The sequence below is a fragment of the Streptomyces sp. NPDC041135 genome (assembly GCF_055592085.1).
In genome coordinates this window covers 408,060-428,074 of record NZ_JBVIYZ010000005.1, presented here as the reverse complement: position 1 = coordinate 428,074, position 20,015 = coordinate 408,060, and the positions used below count along the sequence as shown (strand labels likewise).

General features: G+C 74.6%; 19 protein-coding genes. 9 read left to right on the top strand and 10 right to left on the bottom strand.

Going from position 1 to position 20,015, the window contains the following annotated elements:
• Positions 1–69: 69 nt before the first annotated feature.
• Complete coding sequence (locus ACZ6CZ_RS15510; RefSeq protein WP_469020261.1) at positions 70–741, top strand: DedA family protein; 672 nt, start codon at positions 70–72, stop codon at positions 739–741.
• A gap of 81 nt (positions 742–822) precedes the next feature.
• Here the strand turns inward: ACZ6CZ_RS15510 and ACZ6CZ_RS15505 are convergent, their stop codons facing one another.
• Positions 823–1,374, bottom strand: coding sequence for a gamma carbonic anhydrase family protein (locus tag ACZ6CZ_RS15505; RefSeq protein WP_469020254.1), 552 nt, complete (start codon positions 1,372–1,374; stop codon positions 823–825).
• Positions 1,375–1,491: 117 nt separating this feature from the next.
• Between ACZ6CZ_RS15505 and ACZ6CZ_RS15500 the strand changes: the two genes are divergently transcribed.
• On the top strand, positions 1,492–2,256 hold the full coding sequence (locus tag ACZ6CZ_RS15500; RefSeq protein WP_469020250.1) for an acyltransferase: 765 nt from the start codon (positions 1,492–1,494) through the stop codon (positions 2,254–2,256).
• Positions 2,257–2,270: 14 nt separating this feature from the next.
• On the opposite strand, the gene ACZ6CZ_RS15495 is transcribed toward ACZ6CZ_RS15500, so the two are convergent.
• Positions 2,271–3,128 (bottom strand): EamA family transporter, encoded by an 858-nt coding sequence (locus ACZ6CZ_RS15495; protein WP_469020246.1) that lies wholly within the window; start codon positions 3,126–3,128, stop codon positions 2,271–2,273.
• A 109-nt stretch (positions 3,129–3,237) separates the two neighbouring features.
• Here ACZ6CZ_RS15495 and ACZ6CZ_RS15490 point away from each other — a divergent pair, with 109 nt between their 5' ends.
• A complete protein-coding gene (locus ACZ6CZ_RS15490) occupies positions 3,238–3,810 on the top strand; it encodes a helix-turn-helix domain-containing protein (protein ID WP_469020241.1) in 573 nt (190 codons plus the stop codon).
• Between the two features lie 112 nt (positions 3,811–3,922).
• On the opposite strand, the gene ACZ6CZ_RS15485 is transcribed toward ACZ6CZ_RS15490, so the two are convergent.
• Positions 3,923–5,557, bottom strand: a complete 1,635-nt coding sequence (locus ACZ6CZ_RS15485; RefSeq protein ID WP_469020235.1) for an APC family permease — start codon at positions 5,555–5,557, stop codon at positions 3,923–3,925.
• 203 nt (positions 5,558–5,760) lie between these two features.
• On the bottom strand, positions 5,761–6,168 hold the full coding sequence (locus ACZ6CZ_RS15480) for a CoA-binding protein (protein ID WP_469020229.1): 408 nt from the start codon (positions 6,166–6,168) through the stop codon (positions 5,761–5,763).
• A 143-nt stretch (positions 6,169–6,311) separates the two neighbouring features.
• Here ACZ6CZ_RS15480 and ACZ6CZ_RS15475 point away from each other — a divergent pair, with 143 nt between their 5' ends.
• The 5 genes from ACZ6CZ_RS15475 to ACZ6CZ_RS15455 all read left to right on the top strand — a co-directional run bounded on the left by ACZ6CZ_RS15475 (position 6,312) and on the right by ACZ6CZ_RS15455 (position 12,990).
• Positions 6,312–7,145: a hypothetical protein gene (locus ACZ6CZ_RS15475; RefSeq protein ID WP_469020224.1), complete on the top strand. Its 834-nt coding sequence runs from the start codon at positions 6,312–6,314 to the stop codon at positions 7,143–7,145.
• Positions 7,142–7,717, top strand: a complete 576-nt coding sequence (locus ACZ6CZ_RS15470; protein ID WP_469020219.1) for a SixA phosphatase family protein — start codon at positions 7,142–7,144, stop codon at positions 7,715–7,717. The genes ACZ6CZ_RS15475 and ACZ6CZ_RS15470 overlap by 4 nt, the downstream gene beginning before the upstream one ends.
• 9 nt (positions 7,718–7,726) lie before the next feature.
• The gene (locus tag ACZ6CZ_RS15465) at positions 7,727–8,353 is read left to right on the top strand and encodes a YigZ family protein (protein WP_469020212.1); all 627 of its coding nucleotides are present in this window, start codon (positions 7,727–7,729) and stop codon (positions 8,351–8,353) included.
• Positions 8,354–8,795: 442 nt separating this feature from the next.
• Positions 8,796–9,959, top strand: coding sequence for an exonuclease SbcCD subunit D (locus ACZ6CZ_RS15460; protein ID WP_469020209.1), 1,164 nt, complete (start codon positions 8,796–8,798; stop codon positions 9,957–9,959).
• A gap of 40 nt (positions 9,960–9,999) precedes the next feature.
• Positions 10,000–12,990, top strand: coding sequence for an AAA family ATPase (locus ACZ6CZ_RS15455; RefSeq protein ID WP_469020206.1), 2,991 nt, complete (start codon positions 10,000–10,002; stop codon positions 12,988–12,990).
• A 49-nt stretch (positions 12,991–13,039) separates the two neighbouring features.
• Here ACZ6CZ_RS15455 and ACZ6CZ_RS15450 read toward each other — a convergent pair whose 3' ends face one another.
• Positions 13,040–13,486: an Lrp/AsnC family transcriptional regulator gene (locus ACZ6CZ_RS15450; RefSeq protein WP_469020201.1), complete on the bottom strand. Its 447-nt coding sequence runs from the start codon at positions 13,484–13,486 to the stop codon at positions 13,040–13,042.
• 143 nt (positions 13,487–13,629) lie between these two features.
• On the opposite strand from ACZ6CZ_RS15450, the gene ACZ6CZ_RS15445 reads away from it, so the two are divergent.
• Positions 13,630–14,145: a rhodanese-like domain-containing protein gene (locus ACZ6CZ_RS15445; protein ID WP_469020196.1), complete on the top strand. Its 516-nt coding sequence runs from the start codon at positions 13,630–13,632 to the stop codon at positions 14,143–14,145.
• An 87-nt stretch (positions 14,146–14,232) separates the two neighbouring features.
• Here the strand turns inward: ACZ6CZ_RS15445 and ACZ6CZ_RS15440 are convergent, their stop codons facing one another.
• The 5 genes from ACZ6CZ_RS15440 to ACZ6CZ_RS15420 all read right to left on the bottom strand — a co-directional run bounded on the left by ACZ6CZ_RS15440 (position 14,233) and on the right by ACZ6CZ_RS15420 (position 20,010).
• Positions 14,233–15,468 (bottom strand): cytochrome P450, encoded by a 1,236-nt coding sequence (locus ACZ6CZ_RS15440; protein WP_469020191.1) that lies wholly within the window; start codon positions 15,466–15,468, stop codon positions 14,233–14,235.
• A gap of 107 nt (positions 15,469–15,575) precedes the next feature.
• Positions 15,576–16,967 (bottom strand): NAD(P)/FAD-dependent oxidoreductase, encoded by a 1,392-nt coding sequence (locus ACZ6CZ_RS15435; protein ID WP_469020187.1) that lies wholly within the window; start codon positions 16,965–16,967, stop codon positions 15,576–15,578.
• The gene (locus tag ACZ6CZ_RS15430) at positions 16,957–17,202 is read right to left on the bottom strand and encodes a ferredoxin (RefSeq protein WP_469020185.1); all 246 of its coding nucleotides are present in this window, start codon (positions 17,200–17,202) and stop codon (positions 16,957–16,959) included. Before ACZ6CZ_RS15430 ends, ACZ6CZ_RS15435 begins: the two co-directional genes overlap by 11 nt.
• Before the next feature lie 199 nt (positions 17,203–17,401).
• Entirely contained in the window at positions 17,402–18,079 is a 678-nt protein-coding gene (locus tag ACZ6CZ_RS15425) for a hypothetical protein (protein ID WP_469020181.1), read from the bottom strand.
• A 239-nt stretch (positions 18,080–18,318) separates the two neighbouring features.
• The gene (locus ACZ6CZ_RS15420; RefSeq protein WP_469020176.1) at positions 18,319–20,010 is read right to left on the bottom strand and encodes a DUF885 domain-containing protein; all 1,692 of its coding nucleotides are present in this window, start codon (positions 20,008–20,010) and stop codon (positions 18,319–18,321) included.
• Between the last annotated feature and the right edge of the window lie 5 nt (positions 20,011–20,015).

Below are 20,015 nucleotides of genomic sequence, written 5' to 3'. Positions count from 1 at the left end.
CCTTTCGGGTGCCGTCCGGACCCTAAACACCGGCGACACGACGACGGACCCGACAGGGGAGGAACCGCGGTGCACGTGCAGGAGTGGCTCGACACGGTGCCCGCGGCCGCCGTCTACGGGCTGGTGGCCCTCGTGATCGGCGTGGAGAGCCTGGGCATCCCGCTGCCGGGCGAGATAGTCCTCGTGTCGGCGGCGCTGATGTCCTCGCAGCACTCCGGCATCGACCCGGTGGTGCTCGGCCTGTGCGCCACGGCCGGTGCAGTCGTCGGCGACTCCATCGGATACGCCATCGGCCGCAAGGGCGGACGGCCGCTGCTGGCCTGGCTGGGGGCGAGATTCCCCCGGCACTTCGGCGAGGCCCACATCGCCACCGCCGAGCGGTCCTTCGAGAAGTGGGGGATGTGGGCGGTCTTCTTCGGCCGCTTCATCGCCCTGCTGCGCATCTTCGCCGGGCCCCTCGCGGGCGTGCTGCGCATGCCGTACTGGAAGTTCCTCATCGCCAACGTCCTCGGCGGCATCTGCTGGGCGGGCGGCACCACCGCGGTCATCTACTACGTGGGTGTCGTCGCGGAGTCCTGGCTGAAGCGGTTCTCGTGGCTCGGTCTGGTCGTCGCCGTCCTCATCGGCCTGACCTCCCTGCTGGTCCTGCGGCGCAAGGCGAGCCGGGCCGCCGGCGCGGCGCAGGAGTCCCAGCGGGAGGCCGAGCCGGTCTCCGCCGGGGCTGAGCCCGCCGGGGACTGAGCCCGGCAGGGAGGGACACCGGCGGGTCCGACGCCCTCGGGTCCGACGCCGCCGGAGGGCGGGAACCCGCCGCCTCCTCGCCTAACCGCGCGACGCGGAAGGGCCCTGCGCGTGCACCTCGCCGTGCGCCTTCGCCAGCTCCGCGTACATGGTGCCGTTCAGCGAGATCCCCTGGCGTTCCTCCTCCGTCAGCTCCCGCCTGACCTTCGCCGGGACCCCGGCGACCAGTGAGCCCGGAGGGACCACCATCCCCTGCGGCACCAGGGCCTGCGCGGCGACCAGTGATCCCGCCCCGACGACCGCCCCGTTCAGCACGGTCGCCCCCATGCCGATCAGGCAGTCGTCCTCCACGGTCGCCCCGTGGACCACGGCGTTGTGGCCGATGGACACCCGCTCCCCGACGGTGACGGGGAACCCCGGGTCGGCGTGCAGCGTGACGTTGTCCTGCACGTTGGCACGGGCCCCGACGGTGATGCGTTCCACGTCGCCGCGCACCACCGCCCCGTACCAGACACTCGCGCCCGGGTGCAGCGTCACGTCCCCGATCACCGAGGCCGAGGGGGCCACGAAGGCCTCCGCGTCGATCCGGGGTTCCCTGCCGCCGATGCCCACGATCAGCGCCCTGTGCGTCATCACCGTCTCCTCGCCCGCCGCTCATGTCCCTGGTGGACGGCACCGTACGTCAACCGTGGGGCGAAGATCACAGCGGGCCGGCCTCCGGGGCGCCGCCGGGCTGAGTACCGTGAGCGGGTGCCGAAGCCCAAGAACCCGTTCTCGTCCTGGCGGCAGCGCGTGTCCCAGCGCGCCGTCCACGCGGTCTGGGCCTGGGCGCAGCGCACCGGTTCCGTCACCGCCGACCGCCCGGGACGCCTGCGCTTCCGCGCGCTGGGCACGGGCACCAGGCTGGCCTTCCCGCTCGGCACGGTGTTCGGCGAGCCCTGGATCCAGCTGGGCGCCCACTGCATCATCGGCGAGCAGGTCACGCTCACCGCGGGCCTGATGCCCGACCTCGACCTCGGCCCCGAACCGATCCTGCGCATCGGTGACGGTGTCGTCCTCGGCCGCGGCAGCCACGTGATCGCGGACACGACGGTCACCATCGGCAGCGACTGCTACTTCGGCCCGTACGTCTACGTCACGTCCACCAACCACTCCTACGACGACCCGCACCAGCCCATCGGCAAGCAGTGGCCGCGGATGGAGCCGGTGGAGATCGGCCCGGGCTGCTGGATCGGCACCGGCGCGGTGATCCTGCCGGGCGCCCGGATCGGCCGGAACGTGGTGGTGGCGGCCGGTGCCGTGGTGCGCGGGGTGGTGCCCGACCACGCCGTGGTGGCCGGGGCGCCCGCCCGGGTCGTCCGGCGCTGGACACCCGCCGACGGCTGGCAGCCGCCGCTGCGGACCCCGGCGCCGGTGCCGATACCGGACGGCGTCACGCCCGAGCAGCTGCTGGCGCTGGCCGACCTCGACGAGGCGGACGTGGCCCGGCTCGCCGAGCTGGAGACCGAGGGCTGACCCCGCGGTGACCGCTAGCCGGTCGCCAGCAGCAGCGTGCCGAGCAGGGCCAGGCCCGCGCCCGCCGCCTGCACGGCCCGCAGCCGCTCGCTGAGGAAACCGCGTGCGGCCAGCGCGGTCACCACCGGGTACAGCGAGGCGAGCACGGCCGCCACGGTGACCGGGCCGTGCTGGGAGGCCACCGAGTAGGTGCCGTTGGCCGCCACGTCGGCCAGGCCGACGAGCCCCAGCGGGACGAGCGAGGCGAGGGGCAGACCGCCCTCCGGCCACACGGCCGTGCCGCGCCGCGCCGACGCGTACAGCGCCGCGCCGCCCGCCACGACGCTGGTCAGCCGCTGCACGAAGAGGGCGAGGAAGAGGCCGGTGACCGTGGTGGACGCCTCGGTGATCAGAGCGAACACGGTGCCGAAGCCGGCCGCCGAGACCAGCGTCAGCAGGACGGTGCGCCGCTGCACGGGCGCGCCCCGCAGCTGCGGACCGCCGGCCAGGACGACGCCGGTGACGGCGACCGCGATGCCCGCGAACTGCATGATCCCGGGGCGTTCGCCGAGGAAGAGACCCACGCCGACCGGCACCGCGACGCTGAGCGTGGCCAGCGGGGAGACCACGCCCATCGGTCCCAGGGCGAGCGCCTGGTAGAACGCGAACAGGGCGACCGGCCCCACCAGGCCCGCCGCGACCGCGAACCACAACCGCGGCCCCGTCTCGCTCCAGCCGCCCGTGCCCAGGACGATCACACCCAGCACGGCCGCGGCGATCGTCTGGGAGAGCACCACCACCGTCAGCGCGGGCGCACGTCTGGTCAGCAGTCCGCCGCCGAAGTCCGCCAGCCCCCACAGGAGGCTGGTGATGAGGGCGAAGAATGCTGTCACGGTCAGCCTCGCAGTACAGTTCGGTGCACGATCGGGTGCACCCCACCATAGTTAAGTGCAATGAACTAAGCCATTCAGCAGAGTGAACTTCCCGGATGATGGACGGAACGTGTCGGACCTCGAACTCCTGACCCAGTCCCTGGCGCGCAACGTCAGGCACTGGCGCGCGGTGCGCGGCTTCACCCTGGACGTGCTCGCCGCCCGGGCCGCCGTCAGCCGCGGGATGCTCATCCAGATCGAGCAGGCCCGCACCAACCCGAGCATCGGCACGGTCGTCAAGATCGGCGACGCGCTCGGCGTCAGCGTCACCACCCTCCTCGACTACGAGCAGGGCCCGAAGGTCCGCATCGTCCCCGCCGAGCGCGCCGTACGGCTGTGGCACACCGACGCCGGCAGCTACAACCGCCTCCTCGCCGGCACCGAGGCGCCCGGGCCGCTGGAGATGTGGGACTGGCGGCTGATGCCGGGGGAGGGCAGCACCTCCGAACCGCACCCCGCCGGCACCGTCGAGCTGGTCCACGTCACCGCCGGCGAACTCACCCTCACCGTGGACGGCACGGAGTACCGCGTCCCGGCGGGCGCCAGCGCCTCCTTCGAGGCCAACATCCCGCACCGGTACGGCAACACCGGTGACGTGCCGATGGAGATGGTGATGGCGGTGGCCGTACCGCCCGTGTCCTGAGCCGCCACCCGGCCCGGGGTGCCCCGGACGCCGGGCGCCGCACGCCGCGACGCCCCGGCCGCGCCGGTGTGTCGGCGCGGCCGGGGCGTGCGGGCGTAGGGGCATGCGGGGGTCAGTGGGCCGGTGCGTCCGTGACCACGACCTCCTCGATGCTGCGCTCGATCGTCTCGGGCGCGGAGGCGGTGGCCCTGGCCCAGTAGTAGATGCCGACGGAGAACGCGGCGACGACGAGGATGTCCCACCACAGGGCGATGTGGCCCTGGCCGCCGAAGCTGCCCTGCCAGGAGATCAGGCCCATGCCGATCAGGTAGCCGGGCAGCCACTGCGCGGCCCGGAAGTCCAGCCGGGGCGCGCCGGGCCTGCGCCTGGCGGTGGCGTACCAGGCGTAGGAGCCCAGCAGCACGTAGCCGAGCAGGATCGCGAAGCCCAGCCGCCACAGGGTGTCCCAGCCGGCCCAGTAGATGATCAGGTTGGCCACCACGAACGACAGCGGGGCGACGACCTTGCCGGCGGGCAGCCGGTAGGGGCGGTCGTGGTGGGGCAGGCGGTCGGCGAAGACGCCGTAGGCCAGGGGCGCGCCCGCGTACATCAGCACGCTGGCCGAGGTGATGAAGCCGACCAGCTCCTGCCAGCTGGGGAAGGGCAGGAAGCAGACCACGCCGGTCACGAAGGACATGACGAGGCCGAACCACGGCACGCCGCGGGCGTCGGTCCGGGCGAACACCTTGGGCGCGTAGCCGTTCTTGGCCAGGCCGAAGGAGACGCGGGAGGTGGCGGTGGTGTAGATCAGACCGGTGCCGCCGGGGGAGATGATGGCGTCGATGTAGAGCACCACGCCCAGCCAGCCCAGGCCCACCACGGTCGCCAGGCCCGCCCACGGGCCGCTGATGCCGGGGAAGTCGAGCTTGGCCCAGCCGTGCGCGAAGGCGCTGTGCGGCAGCGCGGCGATGAACACGACCTGCAGGAGGATGTAGATCACGGCGCCGATCGCCACCGAGCCGAGGGTCGCCCGCGGCAGGTCGCGCCGGGGGTTGCGGCTCTCGCCGGCCAGCTGGATCGCCTGCTCGAAGCCGAGCAGCGCGAAGATGATGCCGCTGGAGCTGATGGCGCCCAGGACGCCCTTGGCGCCGAACGGGGCGAAGCCCTCCGAGGTGAAGTTGCCGACGTGGAAGTTGCCGACGGCGATGATGAAGATCGCGGCGAGCGGGACGGCGATCTTCCACCAGGTGGCGGCGCTGTTGGTGTGCGCCAGGGCCCGGACGCCGAAGAAGTTCACACCGACGAAGACGGCCATGAGGCCGACGGCGGTGGCGAGGCCGCTGACCGTCAGGGTTCCGTCGGCGTGCTGCAGACCCTGGGCCCACTGCCAGTGACCGGCGTAACCGATCATGGCCTCGACCTCGATCGGTGCCACGGTGGCGGCCTGCAGCCAGGCGAACCAGCCGAAGGACATGCCGGCCAGGCCGCCGAACGCGTAGTGCGGGTAGCGGGCGGTTCCGCCCGCCACCGGGAACATGCCGCCGAGTTCGGCGTGCACCAGGGCGAGCAGGACGATGGCCACCGCGCCGATCACCCACGAGATGATCGCCGCGGGGCCGGCCACCACGACCGCCTTCTCGGCGCCGTACAGCCAGCCGGAACCGATGATGGACCCCACCGAGGCCCACATCAGACCGATCAGCCCGACGTCCCGGCGCAGGCCGCCGGACTCCGTCTGGGCCTGTGGCAAGGCGTCGACTTTCGCCATGTCTTGTGGCCTCTCACTTCGGAACGCTGAATCAATGGGCAAGGACGCCACAGGCTAGGAAGGCATTCCGCTTAAGCAAAAGACTGTTTTACAAATCTTGACCCAGGATCTTGCTCGCCTTGGGTGACGGGCTTCACACAGGTCAGGCGGCCAGTCGGAATGTCAATATTCAGCGTTGAATTGTGAGAAGAAGGTGAGACAAGCTAGCCGAGGCGAGGAATTTCGATGGCCGGGCAGCGGTCCATGACCATCTCGAGCCCGGCCGCCCGGGTACGGGCGTACGCCTCCTCGTCGACCACGCCGAGCTGGAACCACACCGCCCGCGCGCCCTTCGCCACGGCCTCGTCGGCGACCGCTCCGGCCAGCTCGCTGTTGACGAACACGTCGACCACGTCCACCGGGAAGGGGATGTCGGCGAGGGAGGCGTAACCGGGCTCGCCGTGCACCGTCTCCGCCTTCGGGTGCACGGGCACGATCCGCTTGCCGAACCGCTGAAGGACCGCCGCGACCCCGTAGGCCGCGCGCCGCTGGTTGGCGGAGAGGCCGACCACCGCCCAGGTGTCGCCCAGCTCGGTCAGGATCCTGCGGGTCGTCGCTTCGTCGCCGTACACGGCGGGCCTCCTCGGGGTGCGGGGAACGGACGTCGGGGCAACAGCACCCACCGACGGCTGATTCCCTGCCCCGCATGCGGCGCGGTGTCCGGAATCGGCGCAAGGTGCCCGCGTGCGGCGGTCCGTCCGCCTACGCTCGCCCCGTGCTGCGCATCCTCGACACCAGAACCGGCCACCCCGCCGAAGCCGCCCCCGCCCGCCGCGGCCTGACCCGGATCGAGGCGCACGCCGCCGGCCTCGACCTCACGGCCCTGCGGGTCCTGCTGGTCACCGACCTCCTCGTCCGCGCCCTGGAACTCGGCGGCACCCCCGTATGGACCACCCTCTCCGCCACCCGCCAGCAGGCCGAACTGCGCGGCGCCGCCACCACGCTCGGCATCCGCCCCTTCGAGGACGGCGCCGGTCTGGCCTCCGGCCTGGGCGAGGCGCAGGTGATCCATGTCGCGGCGGCCCGGAGCGCACCCGGCGCGGGAGTGCTGGTGGGAGTCGCGCCGGTGACCTGGGCGGAGGCGGACGGGACCGGACCGAGTGCCGGTGAGCCGGGCGCGACCGGGGCCGCACCGGATGCCGACGTACCGCCCGCGACCGGTGCCGGACCGGATGCCGACGCCCCGCCCGCCCTCACGGCGGCGCTCGCCGACCCCGCCGTCCTGCGCCTGGCGCTGCTCCGCGTCCCCCGGACCGAGCCGGTCGCCCTGGGGCCGGACGTCCTGCGGGAGGCCGGGCGGCAGCTCGCGGGGTGGCGGCGGGGCGTGGCCGCGTGGGCCCGGGAACCGTCGCGGCCGGTGCCGGAGGAGGTCCGGGCGCGGCTGCGGGCCGCCTGGGAGGACGACCTCGACATGGCCGGGGTGCTGGACGTGCTGCACACGGCGGCGGGCGCTCCCGGCCTGCCCGACGGCGCCCGCTTCGAGACCTACGCCTACGCCGACCGCCTGCTGGCCCTCGACCTCCTGCGCGACCTGGGCAGCGGCGCGTGACCGGGCGGGCCGGCGGCGCGGGACCGCTGCGCCGCCTGGTCGTCCTGCGGCACGCCAAGTCCGCCTGGCCCGAGGGTGTCCCCGACCGGCTGCGGCCGCTCTCGCCGCGGGGCCTGCGGGACGCCCCGGCCGCCGGACGCGCCCTCGCGGAGGCCGGCTGCCTCCCCGGTCTCGCCCTGTGCTCCACGGCCGTACGCGCCCGCCGCACCTGGGAGCTGGCGTCGGCCCAGTGGCCCACCCCGCCCCCGGTGCGCCACGAACCCCGGCTGTACGCCGCCGGTGCCCGGCAGCTGCTGGAGGTGGTGCACGAGGTGCCGCCGGGGGTGGAGGTCCTGCTGCTGGTCGGGCACAACCCCGGTCTGCAGGACCTCGTCCTCGACCTCGCCGGGGACGCCGCGGACGACGCCGCCCTCGACACGGTGCGGACCAGGTTCCCGACATGCGCGCTCGCCTTCCTGTCCTGGCGCGGCACCGGCTGGCCGGCCCTGCGCACCGGCACCGCCCTGCTGACCTCGGTCACCGTGCCGCGTGGCGGCAAAGGGCAGGAGCCGGGGGTCCGCGCGGCCCCGTAGGCTGGCCGGATGCAGGACGAGTACCGCACCGTGGCCCGCGCGGGTGTGCACGAGACCGAGGTCAACCGCTCCCGCTTCCTGTGCGCCCTCGCCCCCGCGGCCACCGAGCGGGAGGCCCAGGAGTTCATCGCCGCCGTCCGCCGGGAGCACGCCGACGCCAGTCACCACTGCTTCGCGTACGTCGTCGGCGCCGACGCCGGCGTGCAGCGGGCCGGCGACGACGGCGAACCGGGCGGCACCGCAGGCGTCCCCATGCTCCAGATGCTGCTGCGCCGCGACATGCGGTACGTCGTCGCCGTCGTCACCCGCTACTACGGCGGGGTCAAGCTGGGCGCGGGCGGCCTCATCCGGGCCTACGGCGGGGCCGTCGGCGAGGCGCTGGACGCCCTGGGCACGCTCACCCGCCGCCGCTTCCGGCTGGCCACGGTCACCGTCGACCACCAGCGCGCGGGCCGGATCGAGAACGACCTGCGCAGCGCCGGCCGCGAGGTGCGGGACGTCCGCTACGGCGAGGCCGTCACCCTGGAGATCGGTCTGCCGGACGCCGACGTGCCCGGCTTCCGCGCCTGGCTGGCCGACGCGACCGCCGGCACGGCCCGCTTCGACCTCGGCGGAGAGGCCTACGGGGACGCCTAGTGCTGCGACCGGAAAGGTTCACCGGCTCGCGACGCCCGGCACGGCACCTCGCCGCGTTGTCGCATCACCCGAGTACATCCAGTACGCGGGCCATGCTCCGCCTTGCGATGCACCGCACCGGACGCCGCGAGCTTTCCGGCGCACCTTTCCGGTCACAGCATTAGGGTCCGTCGCCCGCGGCAGTCGCGGCAGCGCTCGCAGCCTCAGCCGCAGCATCCGCGGCGGCCGGACCGGCCCGGAGCCGTGTCCCACAACTCAGCCGACATAACCTCCATTTCGGACCTTTCGCCAAGCTGCTCCGGTGACGGACGGGCATCCGTGAGGGAACGGGTGCCACGAGGCGTTAGCGTGGTGGGTGCTCAGCGCGGGCGGTGCCGGTGCGTGAGGGTCGGTACGGGTCGGGAGGCGTCGTGGGGGACAGCGTGCGGGGCGGAGCGGTGGCGTGAGACTGCTGCACACCTCCGACTGGCATCTCGGCCGCGCCTTCCACCGGGTCGGCATGCTCGACGCGCAGGCCGAGTTCATCACCCACCTCGTCACGACCGTGCGCGAGCACGCCGTCGACGCCGTGGTGGTGGCCGGGGACGTGTACGACCGCGCGGTGCCCCCGCTCGCGGCGGTCGAGCTGTTCGACGACGCCCTGCACCGGCTCGCCGAGCAGGGCGTGCCCACCGTGATGATCTCCGGCAACCACGACTCGGCCCGCCGCCTCGGCGTCGGCGCCGGGCTCATCGACCGCGCCGGCATCCACCTGCGCACCGAACCGTCCGCCTGCGGCACCCCGGTCGTGCTGCCGGACGCCCACGGCGACGTCGCCCTCTACGGACTGCCGTACCTCGAACCAGCCCTGATGAAGGACGAGTTCGGAGTGGAGAAGGCTGGACACGAGAGCGTGCTGGCCGCCGCCATGGACCGGGTCCGCGCCGACCTCGCCGGCCGCGCGCCCGGCACCCGCTCCGTCGTCCTCGCCCACGCCTTCGTCACCGGCGGCGAGGCCAGCGACAGCGAACGGGACATCACCGTCGGCGGGGTGGCCGCCGTGCCGGCCGGGGTGTTCCACGGCGTGGACTACGTCGCGCTGGGCCATCTCCACGGCTGCCAGACGATCACCGAGCGCGTGCGCTACTCCGGCTCCCCGCTGGCCTACTCCTTCTCGGAGGCCGAGCACCGCAAGAGCATGTGGCTGGTCGACCTCGGCGCCGACGGCTCGGTCACCGCCGAGCGCCTCGACTGCCCGGTGCCGCGCCCGCTGGCCCGCCTCCGGGGCACCCTGGAGGACCTGCTCGCCGACCCGGGGCTCGCCCGCCACGAGGACGCCTGGGTCGAGGCCACCCTCACCGACCCCGTCCGCCCGGCCGACCCCATGGCCCGCCTCACCGAGCGCTTCCCGCACACCCTCAGCCTGGTCTTCGCCCCCGAACGCGCCCCGGACGACCCCGCGGTGTCGTACGCCACCCGGCTCGCGGACCGCACCGACCAGCAGATCGCCGAGGACTTCGTCGCCCATGTGCGCGGCGCGGGCCCGGACCCGCACGAGACGGCGGTGCTGCGGGACGCCTTCGACGCGGTGCGCGCCGACGACGCCGAGCGGGAACCGGCCCGGTGACGGCACCCGTCCGCACCGGCACGCACCCGCGGGAGGCGCTGTGAGGCTGCACCGGCTCGACATCACCGCCTTCGGGCCGTTCGGCGGCTCCCAGTCGGTCGACTTCGACGCGCTGTCCGCCGCCGGCCTGTACCTGCTGCACGGCCCCACCGGCGCCGGCAAGACCTCCGTCCTGGACGCGGTCTGCTACGCCCTCTACGGCTCGGTGCCGGGCGCCCGGCAGAACGGCCAGGGCACGACCCTGCGCAGCGACCACGCCGACCCCGGCGTGCGCACCGAGGTCCGCCTCGACCTGACCGTCGCCGGCCGGCGCCTGGAGATCACCCGGCAGCCGCCCTGGGAGCGCCCCAAGAAGCGCGGCTCGGGCACCACCCTCGACAAGGCCCAGAGCCTGCTGCGCGCCCACGACGCCGCGTCCGGCACCTGGCGGGACCTCAGCCGCTCGCACCAGGAGATCGGCGAGGAGATCACCCAGCTGCTCGGCATGAGCCGGGAGCAGTTCTGCCAGGTCGTGCTGTTGCCCCAGGGCGACTTCGCGCGCTTCCTGCGCGCCGACGCCGAGGCCCGCGGCAGGCTGCTGGGCCGCCTCTTCGACACCCGGCGCTTCGCCGAGGTCGAGAAGCGCCTCGCGGAACGCCGGCGGGTGACCGAGGCCCGGGTGCGCGAGGGCGACGCCGCGCTGCTGGCGGACGCGCACCGCATGCAGCAGGAGGCGGGTGACGCCATGGAACTGCCCGAGCTGGCACCCGGTGACCCGGGGCTCGCGCAGGCCGTCCTGGCGGCCGCCGCCGTCGCCCGCAGCACCGCCCGCGAACGCCTCACCCTGGCCCACAGCCGCCTCACCGCCGCCGAGGCCGCCCACACCGCCGCCGCACACGCCCTCGCCGAGACGCGTGAACTGGCCCGGGCGCAGAGCCGGATGGCGCAGGCGCGGCAGCGGGCCGCCGCCCTCGAGGAGCGGGCCGGCGCGCACCGGGAGGACCAGGCCCGGATGGAGCGCGCCCGCAAGGCGGAGGGCGTGGCACCCGCGCTGGAGCTGCGGGCGGGCGCCGAGGCCGAGCACCGGACGGCGGCCGCCGCCGAGGCACGCGCGCGCCGGACGCTGCCCGAGCGGTTCACCGACGACGGACCCGCGGGGCTCGCGGCCGCCGCCCGGCGGGCCGCCGAGGAACTGGGCGGCCTGGAGTCCGCCCGCCGCGCCGAACGGCGGCTCGCCGCGCTCGTCGAGGAGCGGGCCGGCCTGGACCGGCAGGAACGCGCCGACGACGAGGTGCTGCGGGACGCCGACGCCTGGCTCGCCGACTGGGACACCACGCGCACCGCGCTCCAGGCCCGTGTCGACGGCGCGCAGGAGGCCGCCACCCGCGCCGAACAGCTGGCCGTGCGCCGCGAACCCGCACGGCGGCGGCTCGACGCGGCCCGGCTGCGCGACCGGCTCACCGCCGACACCGACGCGGCACGGCAGCGGGCCCTCGCCTCCGGGGAGGACGCCGTGCGCAGCCGCGCCCACTGGCTGGACCTCAAGGAACAGCGGCTGAACGGCATCGCCGCCGAACTGGCCGCGCACCTGACCGCGGGCGAGCCGTGCGCCGTCTGCGGGGCCACCGAACACCCCGCGCCCGCGCGCAGGACCGCCGGGCACGTCGACCGCGCCGCGGAGGAACACGCCCTCGCCGAGCACCAGCGGGCCGAGGAGCGGCGCGCCGAGGACGAACGGCGGCTCGCCGGCGTACGGGAGGCGCTGGCCGCCGCCACCGCCGAGGCGGGGGACGCCCCGACCCACCGGCTCGCCGAGGAAGCGGAGGAACTGGAGGCGCAGTACACGCGTGCCCGCCGGGACGCCTCCGCCCTGCACGCCGCCCAGGAGGAGCTGCGGCGGGCCGAGCACGAGCGGGAGCGCCGCCTGGCCGACCGTCAGCAGGCCGCCGTACGGGCCGCCTCCCGGCAGACCCGGCGCGAGGCCCTGGAGCAGGAACGGGCCGCGCTGGAACAGGAGCTGACCCGGGCCAGGGGCGCCGCGGACAGCGTGGCCGCCCGGGCAGCGCAGCTGGAGCGGCAGGTGGCGCTGCTCACCGACGCCGCCGACGCCGCCCGCGCCGCCGAGGACACCGCCCAGCGGCTCAAGGACGCCGACGCCCGGCTCGCCGACGCCGCCTACCGCGCCGGTTTCGACACCCCGCAGGCCGCGGCCGCCGCCCTCCTCGACGACAGCGCCCACCGTGAGCTGCAACGCCGTTTGGACGCCTGGCAGTCGGAGGAGGCCGCCGTCCGCGCCGTCCTCACCGAACCCGACACCGCGGCCGCCGCCCAGCAGCCGCCGGCCGACCTCGGCGCCGCCGAACGCGACGCCGCCGAGGCGGCCGGACGGCTGCGCGCGGCCGCCTCCGCACGGGACGCCGCCGCCCGCTGCTGCGCCGAACTCGACCGCCTCTCCGCCCGCGCCAGCGACGGCGTACGGCGGCTGGCACCCGTGCGCGAGGAGTACGACCGCGTGGCCCGCCTGGCCTCGCTCACCTCCGGCACCTCCGCCGACAACGAACGCCGGATGCGCCTGGAGTCCTACGTGCTGGCGGCCCGCCTGGAACAGGTCGCCGCCGCCGCGACCGCCCGCCTGCGGCGCATGTCCTCCGGCCGCTACACCCTCGTCCACTCCGACGACCGCTCCGGCCGCGGCCGCAGCGGACTCGGCCTGCACGTCGTCGACGCCTGGACGGGCCGGGAACGGGACACCTCGACGCTCTCCGGCGGCGAGACGTTCTTCGCCTCCCTCGCCCTCGCCCTCGGTCTCGCGGACGTCGTCACCGACGAGGCCGGCGGGGTCCGGCTGGACACCCTCTTCATCGACGAGGGCTTCGGCAGCCTCGACGACCAGACCCTGGACGAGGTCCTCGACGTGCTCGACTCGCTGCGCGAACGCGACCGCAGCGTCGGCATCGTCAGCCACGTCCCCGACCTGCGGCGCCGCGTCCACGCCCAGCTGGAGGTCGTCAAGGCACGGACGGGGTCGGCGCTGCGGCAGCGCGGGGTCTGACGGCAGCCTGGGGTCCGACGGCGTCGCGGGGTCCGGCGGCGGCGGGCGGTCAGCGGCCCAGGGGGCGCCGGGGGAGCGGGGAGGAGTAGACGACGCTGGTGGTCACCGAACCCAGGGTGGCGATCCGGCCGGAGATCTCCTCCAGGTGCGGCATCGAGCGCGCGGCGACCTTGATGACGAAGCAGTCGTCGCCGGTGACGTGATGCGCCTCCAGGATCTCCGGGGTCACGGCGACCAGGTCGTGGAAGGGCTTGTAGTGGCCGTTGGGGTAGCGCAGCCGCACGAACGCCAGGATCGGCAGACCCAGCCGCTCGGGGTCGACCACGGCCGCGTAGCCCTGGATGACGCCCGCCTCCTCCAGGCGGCGCACCCGGTCGGTGACCGCGCTGGGGGACATGGAGACGGCCCGGGCCAGCTCGGCGAAACTGGCCCGGCCCTCCCGCTGGAGGACGTCGAGGATGCGCCAGTCGGTGGCATCGGGGGAAAACGCGGTCATGTGCGAGGGATAGCAGGGAATCACCGGCCGGGCAAGGCCCGGGCCGTGGAATCCCTCTTCAGGCAGCCCGATCACCGGCCGTAGATTTCTGGTCATGGAGATCCGCCGCACCCCGGGCGCGGCGGCCTACGGAGAGGCCGGACATGACCGCCGACAGCACTGCCGCCACCACCACTGCCACTGCCACTGCCGCGACCGTCGGCAACGCCGTCCTGCGCGTCGCGCCGGCCGCTCCCGCCGAGGCCGCCGCCCACTTCCGGGCCGCCCTGGCCTTCCACGCCGACGTCTCCGACGTGGCCGCCGCGCTCGCCGCCGGCGGCGACCCCGGCTTCGTCGTGGTGGACTCCCGCTCCACCGCCTCCTGGGACCAGGGGCACATCCCCGGCGCGGTCCACCTGCCCACCGCGCTGGTCCGCGAGCAGGCGGAACACCTCCTGGACCGGTCCGTGCCCGTGGTCACGTACTGCTGGGGCCCCGGCTGCAACGGCGCCACCCGCGCGGCGCTCGCCCTCGCCGAACTCGGCTATCAGGTCAAGGAGATGCTCGGCGGCTTCGAGTACTGGGTGCGCGAGGGTTTCGCCCACGAGACGTGGCAGGGCACCGAGAGCCGCGCCGCCGACCCGCTGACCGCGCCGGCGGCGGGCGACTGCGGCTGCTGACCACCCGGTGCCGGTGCCGCCGTCGGCCCGGTGCGCGCAGCCCGGGCACCCCGGGGACCGCGCCCCACACGTGCCCCGTCGGACGCGTCAGCGCACGCCGTCGAAGGCGATCTCCAGATGGCGCGGGCCGCGCAGGACCGCGTTGCGGCGGTAGGGCGGCGGGTCCTCGACCAGCTGGGGGTTGACCAGCCGCCGGGCCAGTTCGGCCAGGGCGATCTGGGTCTCCAGCCGGGCCAGCGGAGCGCCGAAGCAGCTGTGGATGCCGCTGCCGAGGCCGAGGTGCTGGATGTCCCCGCGGTCCGGGTCGAACCGGTCGGGGTCGGTGAAGCGCTCCGGGTCCCGGTTCCCCGCGGCGAGGACCAGCCAGATGCGCGAGCCCTTCGGGATGGTCACGCCGCGCACCTCGATGTCGGCGATGCAGGTGCGCTGCGGCACCAGTTGCACGGGTGGCTCGTAGCGCAGCAGTTCCTCCACGATGTTCACCGCCAGCCCCGGGTCCTCGCGCAGCCGTCCCAGGACCTCGGGGTGGCGCAGCAGGGTGAGCATCCCGTTGGTGATGAGGTTGACCGTCGTCTCGTGCCCCGCGATCAGCAGCAGCACCGAGGTGGACAGCACCTCCATCATCGACATCGCGCCCTCCGGGCCGCGGCTGTCCACCAGGTCCGAGAGCATGTCGTCGCGGGGTTCCCTGGCGCGCTCCTCCACCAGCCCGGCCAGGTACATGCCGAGCTGCATCCGGGCCTCCTGCGCGGCCTTGCGGGACTCCGCGTCCGCCCCCTCGCGCATCTCCGGGTCCAGGCCGGCGACCAGCGGGTCCACCCAGGCGCGGAAGCGCGGCTCGTCCTCACGCGGCACCCCCAGCAGCCGGCAGATGACCGTCACCGGGAACGGATAGGCGAACTGGTCGACCAGGTCCACCTGCCGGGCGTCCCCGAAGCCGTCGATCAGTCCGGTGACGATCTCCGCCATCCCGCCGCGCAGGGAGTCGATGCGGCGCGGCCGGTGCGGGGGCCCGAAGGCGCTGTTGGCGATGCGGCGCAACCGGTCGTGCTCGGGCGGGTCCAGCCGCAGGAAGGACGGCGGCAGCCCGGTCTGCCCGGCCTGGGAGGCCTCGTCGTCGCCGGCGGCCGCGAGGTTGGCGGCGTCCGAGCTGATCCGCGGGTCGTGCAGCAGGCTCTTGATGTCCCAGTAGGAGCTGATGACGTACGGGCCGCCCTCCTCCTCGTGCAGCACCGGCGTCCTGCGGAGCTCCTCGTACAGCGGATACGGGTCGGCGCGGTGGGCGAAGTCGGTGATCCGGCGCAGGAGCGAGGCGTGCGTCATGAGCGGTCCTCGGGGGCGTGGGTCCGCCGGAGCGCCGGGCGGGCGGGGCACGGCCGGCGGAGCGGGACGGGAAGGAGGGCGGTGGGGCGGGGGCGGCCGGGCGGCGGTCAGTGCCGGGCCGGTGTGAAGACGAGGCGGCGGTCAGCCGGCGAGTAGCCGCTGAGCGTCACCATCGGCCCGTGCGTGGGCAGCGACGGGTCGGGGAAGTCGGCCGGCACCGCGCGGCGGCCCTCGGGACGGCGGTCCATCGTCGGGAATTCCACCGGGAAGGGCGCGCCGCGCTCGATCTGCTGCTGGTAGAACTCCAGCCACCGCGTGTTGTCGAAGCTCACGGCGGCCACCATCCGGCCCTGGTGGCCGTAGACGCCGACGAACCGGCGCTCGGCGAGCGACCCTTGAGTGATCATGATCTGGTCGCCCATCGGCGGAACGCCGACCGACTTGATGTTCACCCCGAACTGCGCGGACCAGAAGGCCGGCGTCCACAGGTGCGGGCGCCGCTCGGCGCTGGGGCTGATCATGTTGTGCGCGGCCGTCTCCGCCTGCGCGACGGCGTTGCCCCAGTGCTCCAGGGACAGGAACTGGTAGCCGAACAGCGCGTGCGGGGACCGGGCGACGTCACCGGCGACGAAGACGTCGTCGGTGACGATGCCGCGGAAGTCGAAGGCCCGGCAGCCCGCGTCACAGGCGATGCCCCGCGGGCCGGCGCCGAGCCCGGAACCGGTCAGCCACTCGGTGTTGCGCAGCGACCCCAGCGAGACCACCACCACGTCCGCCTCGACGACGCTCTCGTCGGACAGGTGGACGGCCCGCACCCGGCCCACGGCGTCGCCCTCCAGCGACGTCACCGTGACCCGGGTGCGCAGATCCACGCCCTTGTCCCGGTGCAGCTCCGCCGCGACCGCCCCGATGACGCCGCCGAGGGCGCCCACCAGCGGCGCGCCGGCCCGCTCGGCCACGGTGACCGCGACGCCCAGCTCCCGGCAGGCCGAGGCGACCTCGGAGCCGGCGAACCCGGCGCCGATGACGAACACCCGGCGCGCCCCGGACTTCAGCCGGTGGTACAGCCCGGCCGCGTCGTCCCGGGTCCGCAGCAGGAACACACCGTCCAGCTGGGCCTCCGTCTCCTTCGGCCAGGGCCTGGCCCGCACACCGGTGGCGATCAGCAGCCGGTCGTACTCCACCTCGTCCCCGTCGGCCAGCAGCACCCGTCTGCGGGTCATGTCGAGTCCGCTCGCGGCGACGCCCAGGCGCCACTCGGCGTCGATCTCCCGGCGCCGGGGCAGCTCGGTGTGGTGCGGGGACGCCCTGCCCAGCAGGACCGCCTTGGACAGCGGCGGCCGGTCGTACGGCTCGTAGGGCTCGTCGCCGATCAGGGTGAGCGATCCGGCGAACCCCTCCGCGCGCAGCGTCTCGGCGGCCCGCAGCCCGGCCAGCGAGGCGCCCACGATGACGATCCGGCCCTCGCGCCTGAGCCACTCCAGGTAGTCAGCGGGCATCGGACGGCTCCCGCGGTGGGGCGTCCGGCGCCGCGTCCGCGCCGCGCGGTCCGTCGGCGGTGATCGCCTGCACGGGGCAGGCGGCCACGGCGCGGGCCACCCGCTCCCGCTGGATGTCGTCGGCCCGGGGGCTGTACAGCAGCGACTCCTCACCGTGCATGGCGAAGACGTCCGGGGCGAGGAACGCACACTGCGCGTACCCCTGACACTTGTTGAGGTCGACGACGAGTCTCATCGGCGCTCCGCCCTTTCGGTGCCAGGTCCGGTGCGCCGGCCCTCGCGCGGGCATCCCCGGACGGCGGTCATCTCCCGCCCGCCAGCATGTAAGCCGCGGCGGACCCCGGCGCGCCGGGACGTGCCGATCGGGTGAGCGGTCGCCGCGCGCGGCGCGGCCCGCGCGGGTCGGCGTCGCCGGGGGCAGGTACGCCCGCCGCTCACCCGGGAGCGGCGGCGCCCCGCCGGGCGCGGCGGCCGGCCAGGAGGATGTGGATGCTCAGGACCAGTGACCACGCCGGGAAGACCAGCTCGCTCCAGGGCACGTTCGACGCCAGCAGGAGCAGGCACAGCGCGGTGAGGAACCCCAGGACCGTCAGCCGGCGCGGCAGGACGCCGAGCCGGTGTCCGATCACCGACATGGAGCACACGAAGACGGCCGCCATCCGCATCCCGAACCCGTTCATCAGCAGGTAGGCGTAGTGCCTGCCGAAGTCCCAGGCGGACAGGGCCGGAGCGGCGCCCTCGGGATGCGCGACGTCCAGGACGGCACCGGCCGCGGCGGCCGCCGCGAACATGCAGGCGGTGAAGACCAGTCCGCTGCCCAGCAGGACGGTGGCGAGGAACCGGTCCTCGGCCTCTCCGACATGGGCGCGCACGGCACCGAGGAACCACAGGAAGAAGATGCCGGCGAACGGCACCAGCGCCGGCGCCGTCCGCACCGCGCCGCGCTGAGCGGGGTCGGTGAAGGCCCGCGCGGAGACCGCGTCCGCCCCCTCCGGGATGCCCAGCCGGACCAGGACGATGGCCGCCGCCAGCAGCAGCGCGAAGACGACCCCGGCCGGCCCGGCGGCGCGCGGGGTCCGCAGTGGCTGCTGCCCCGGGTCCGTGCCCTGCATACGCGGCTCGCTTCCTCTGCGGCGGCCCCCGCACCAGCAAGCCGTCCGCCGGACCCCGCCGCCACCGGGAGACGGCCGAACGGCAGACACGGGCGGCGCCCCGGCCCCGGTGACCGGGGGCGGGGCACGGCAACGGTCCCGTCCGGCGCGTCGCACGACCGCTCGCGCGACGCGCCGGACGGGCTCATCCGCCTCCCGGCTCAGCGGTCTCCCGGCTCACCGCGGGGCCGGCGCGGCCGTCACAGCTGGGACAGCTCGTCCACCAGGTCGTCCAGGCCCAGCGACCCCTGGGACAGGGCCGCCATGTGCCAGGCCTTGAGGTCGAACGCGTCGCCGTGCCGCTTGCGGGCGTTCTCCCGGCCCAGCAGCCACGCCCGCTCACCGAGCTTGTAGCCGATCGCCTGGCCGGGGATGGTCAGGTACCGGGTCAGCTCGCTCTCCACGAAGTCCGCCGGCCGGCTGCTGTGCGAGGCGAAGAACTCCTGCGCCAGCTCGGGCGTCCAGCGCTCACCCGGGTGGAACGGCGAGTCGGCCGGGATCTCCAGCTCCAGGTGCATGCCGATGTCGACGATCACCCGGGCCGCCCGCATCATCTGCGCGTCGAGGTAGCCGAGGCGCTGCTCCGGGTCCGTGAGATAGCCCAGCTCGTCCATCAGCCGCTCGGCGTACAGCGCCCAGCCCTCCGCGTTGGCGCTCACCCCGCCGACCGTCGCCTGGTAGCGCGAGAGGTTCTCGGCCACGTGCGCCCACTGCGCGAGCTGGAGGTGGTGGCCCGGCACGCCCTCGTGGTACCAGGTCGACACCAGGTCGTAGACGGGGAAACGGGTCTGGCCCATGGTCGGCAGCCAGGTGCGGCCCGGCCGGGAGAAGTCCTCCGACGGAGGCGTGTAGTACGGGGCCGCGGCGCCGCCGGGCGGCGCGATGTGCGCCTCCACCGTCCGCACCCGCTCGGCGAGTTCGAAGTGCGTGCCGTCCAGCTCCGCGATCGCCTGGTCCATCAGGCCCTGGAGCCACTCGCGGACCTCCTCGACGCCCTCGATGTGGGTGCCGTGCTCGTCCAGGTGCGCCAGCGCCACCCACGGTGTCCCGGCGCCGGGCAGGATCTTCTCCGCCTCCTGCCGCATCTCACCGAGGATGCGGTGGAACTCCGCCCAGCCGTAGGCGTACGCCTCGTCCAGGTCCAGGTCGATGCCGTTGAAGTAGCGGGCCCAGCGCGCGTACCGATCCCGGCCCACCGTGTTGGGGGCGCCCTCGATGGCCGGCGCGTACACGTCCCGCAGCCAGTCCCGCAGCTCCACCAGCGCCGCGGTCGCCGCCCGGGCGGCGTTGTCCAGCTCCGCGCGCAGCGACTGCGGACCGGCGGCGGCGAAGTCCTCGTACCAGCCGCGGCCCTTGCCGTCCGTGTCCGACCACTCGGTGAGCTGGCCGATGTAGGCGGCCGTCGGCCGGGGCGCCGCGTACAGCTTGCGCTCCAGGCCGAGCGCCAGGGACTCGCGGTAGCCCGCGAGGGCGCCCGGCACCGCCCGCAGCCGCTCGGCGACCGCCGCCCAGTCCTCGTCCGTCCGCGTCGGCGTCACGCTGAACACGTCGCGCACCGCGTGGCCCGGCGTGGCCATGTTTCCGATCGCGCGCAGGTGTTCACCGGACTCGATGACCGCGAGTTCGGCGGTCAGCCGCTCCCGCAGCAGCCGCCCGCAGCGGCGCTCCACGTCACTGTCCGCGCCGGGCCGGCGCTCGGCCTCGTCCAGCTTGGCGAGCGTGGTCCGCGCCAGCTCGGCCTGGGCCCGCTGGCCCGCCGGGGAGTAGTCGGGCAGCCTGCTGGAACTCTCCTGCACGCCGAGATAGGTACCGGTGACCGGGTCGAGGGCGATGAGATCGTCGACGTATGCGTCGGCGACCGCACGGGGCAGGGGGCTCTGGGTCTCAGACATGCCGC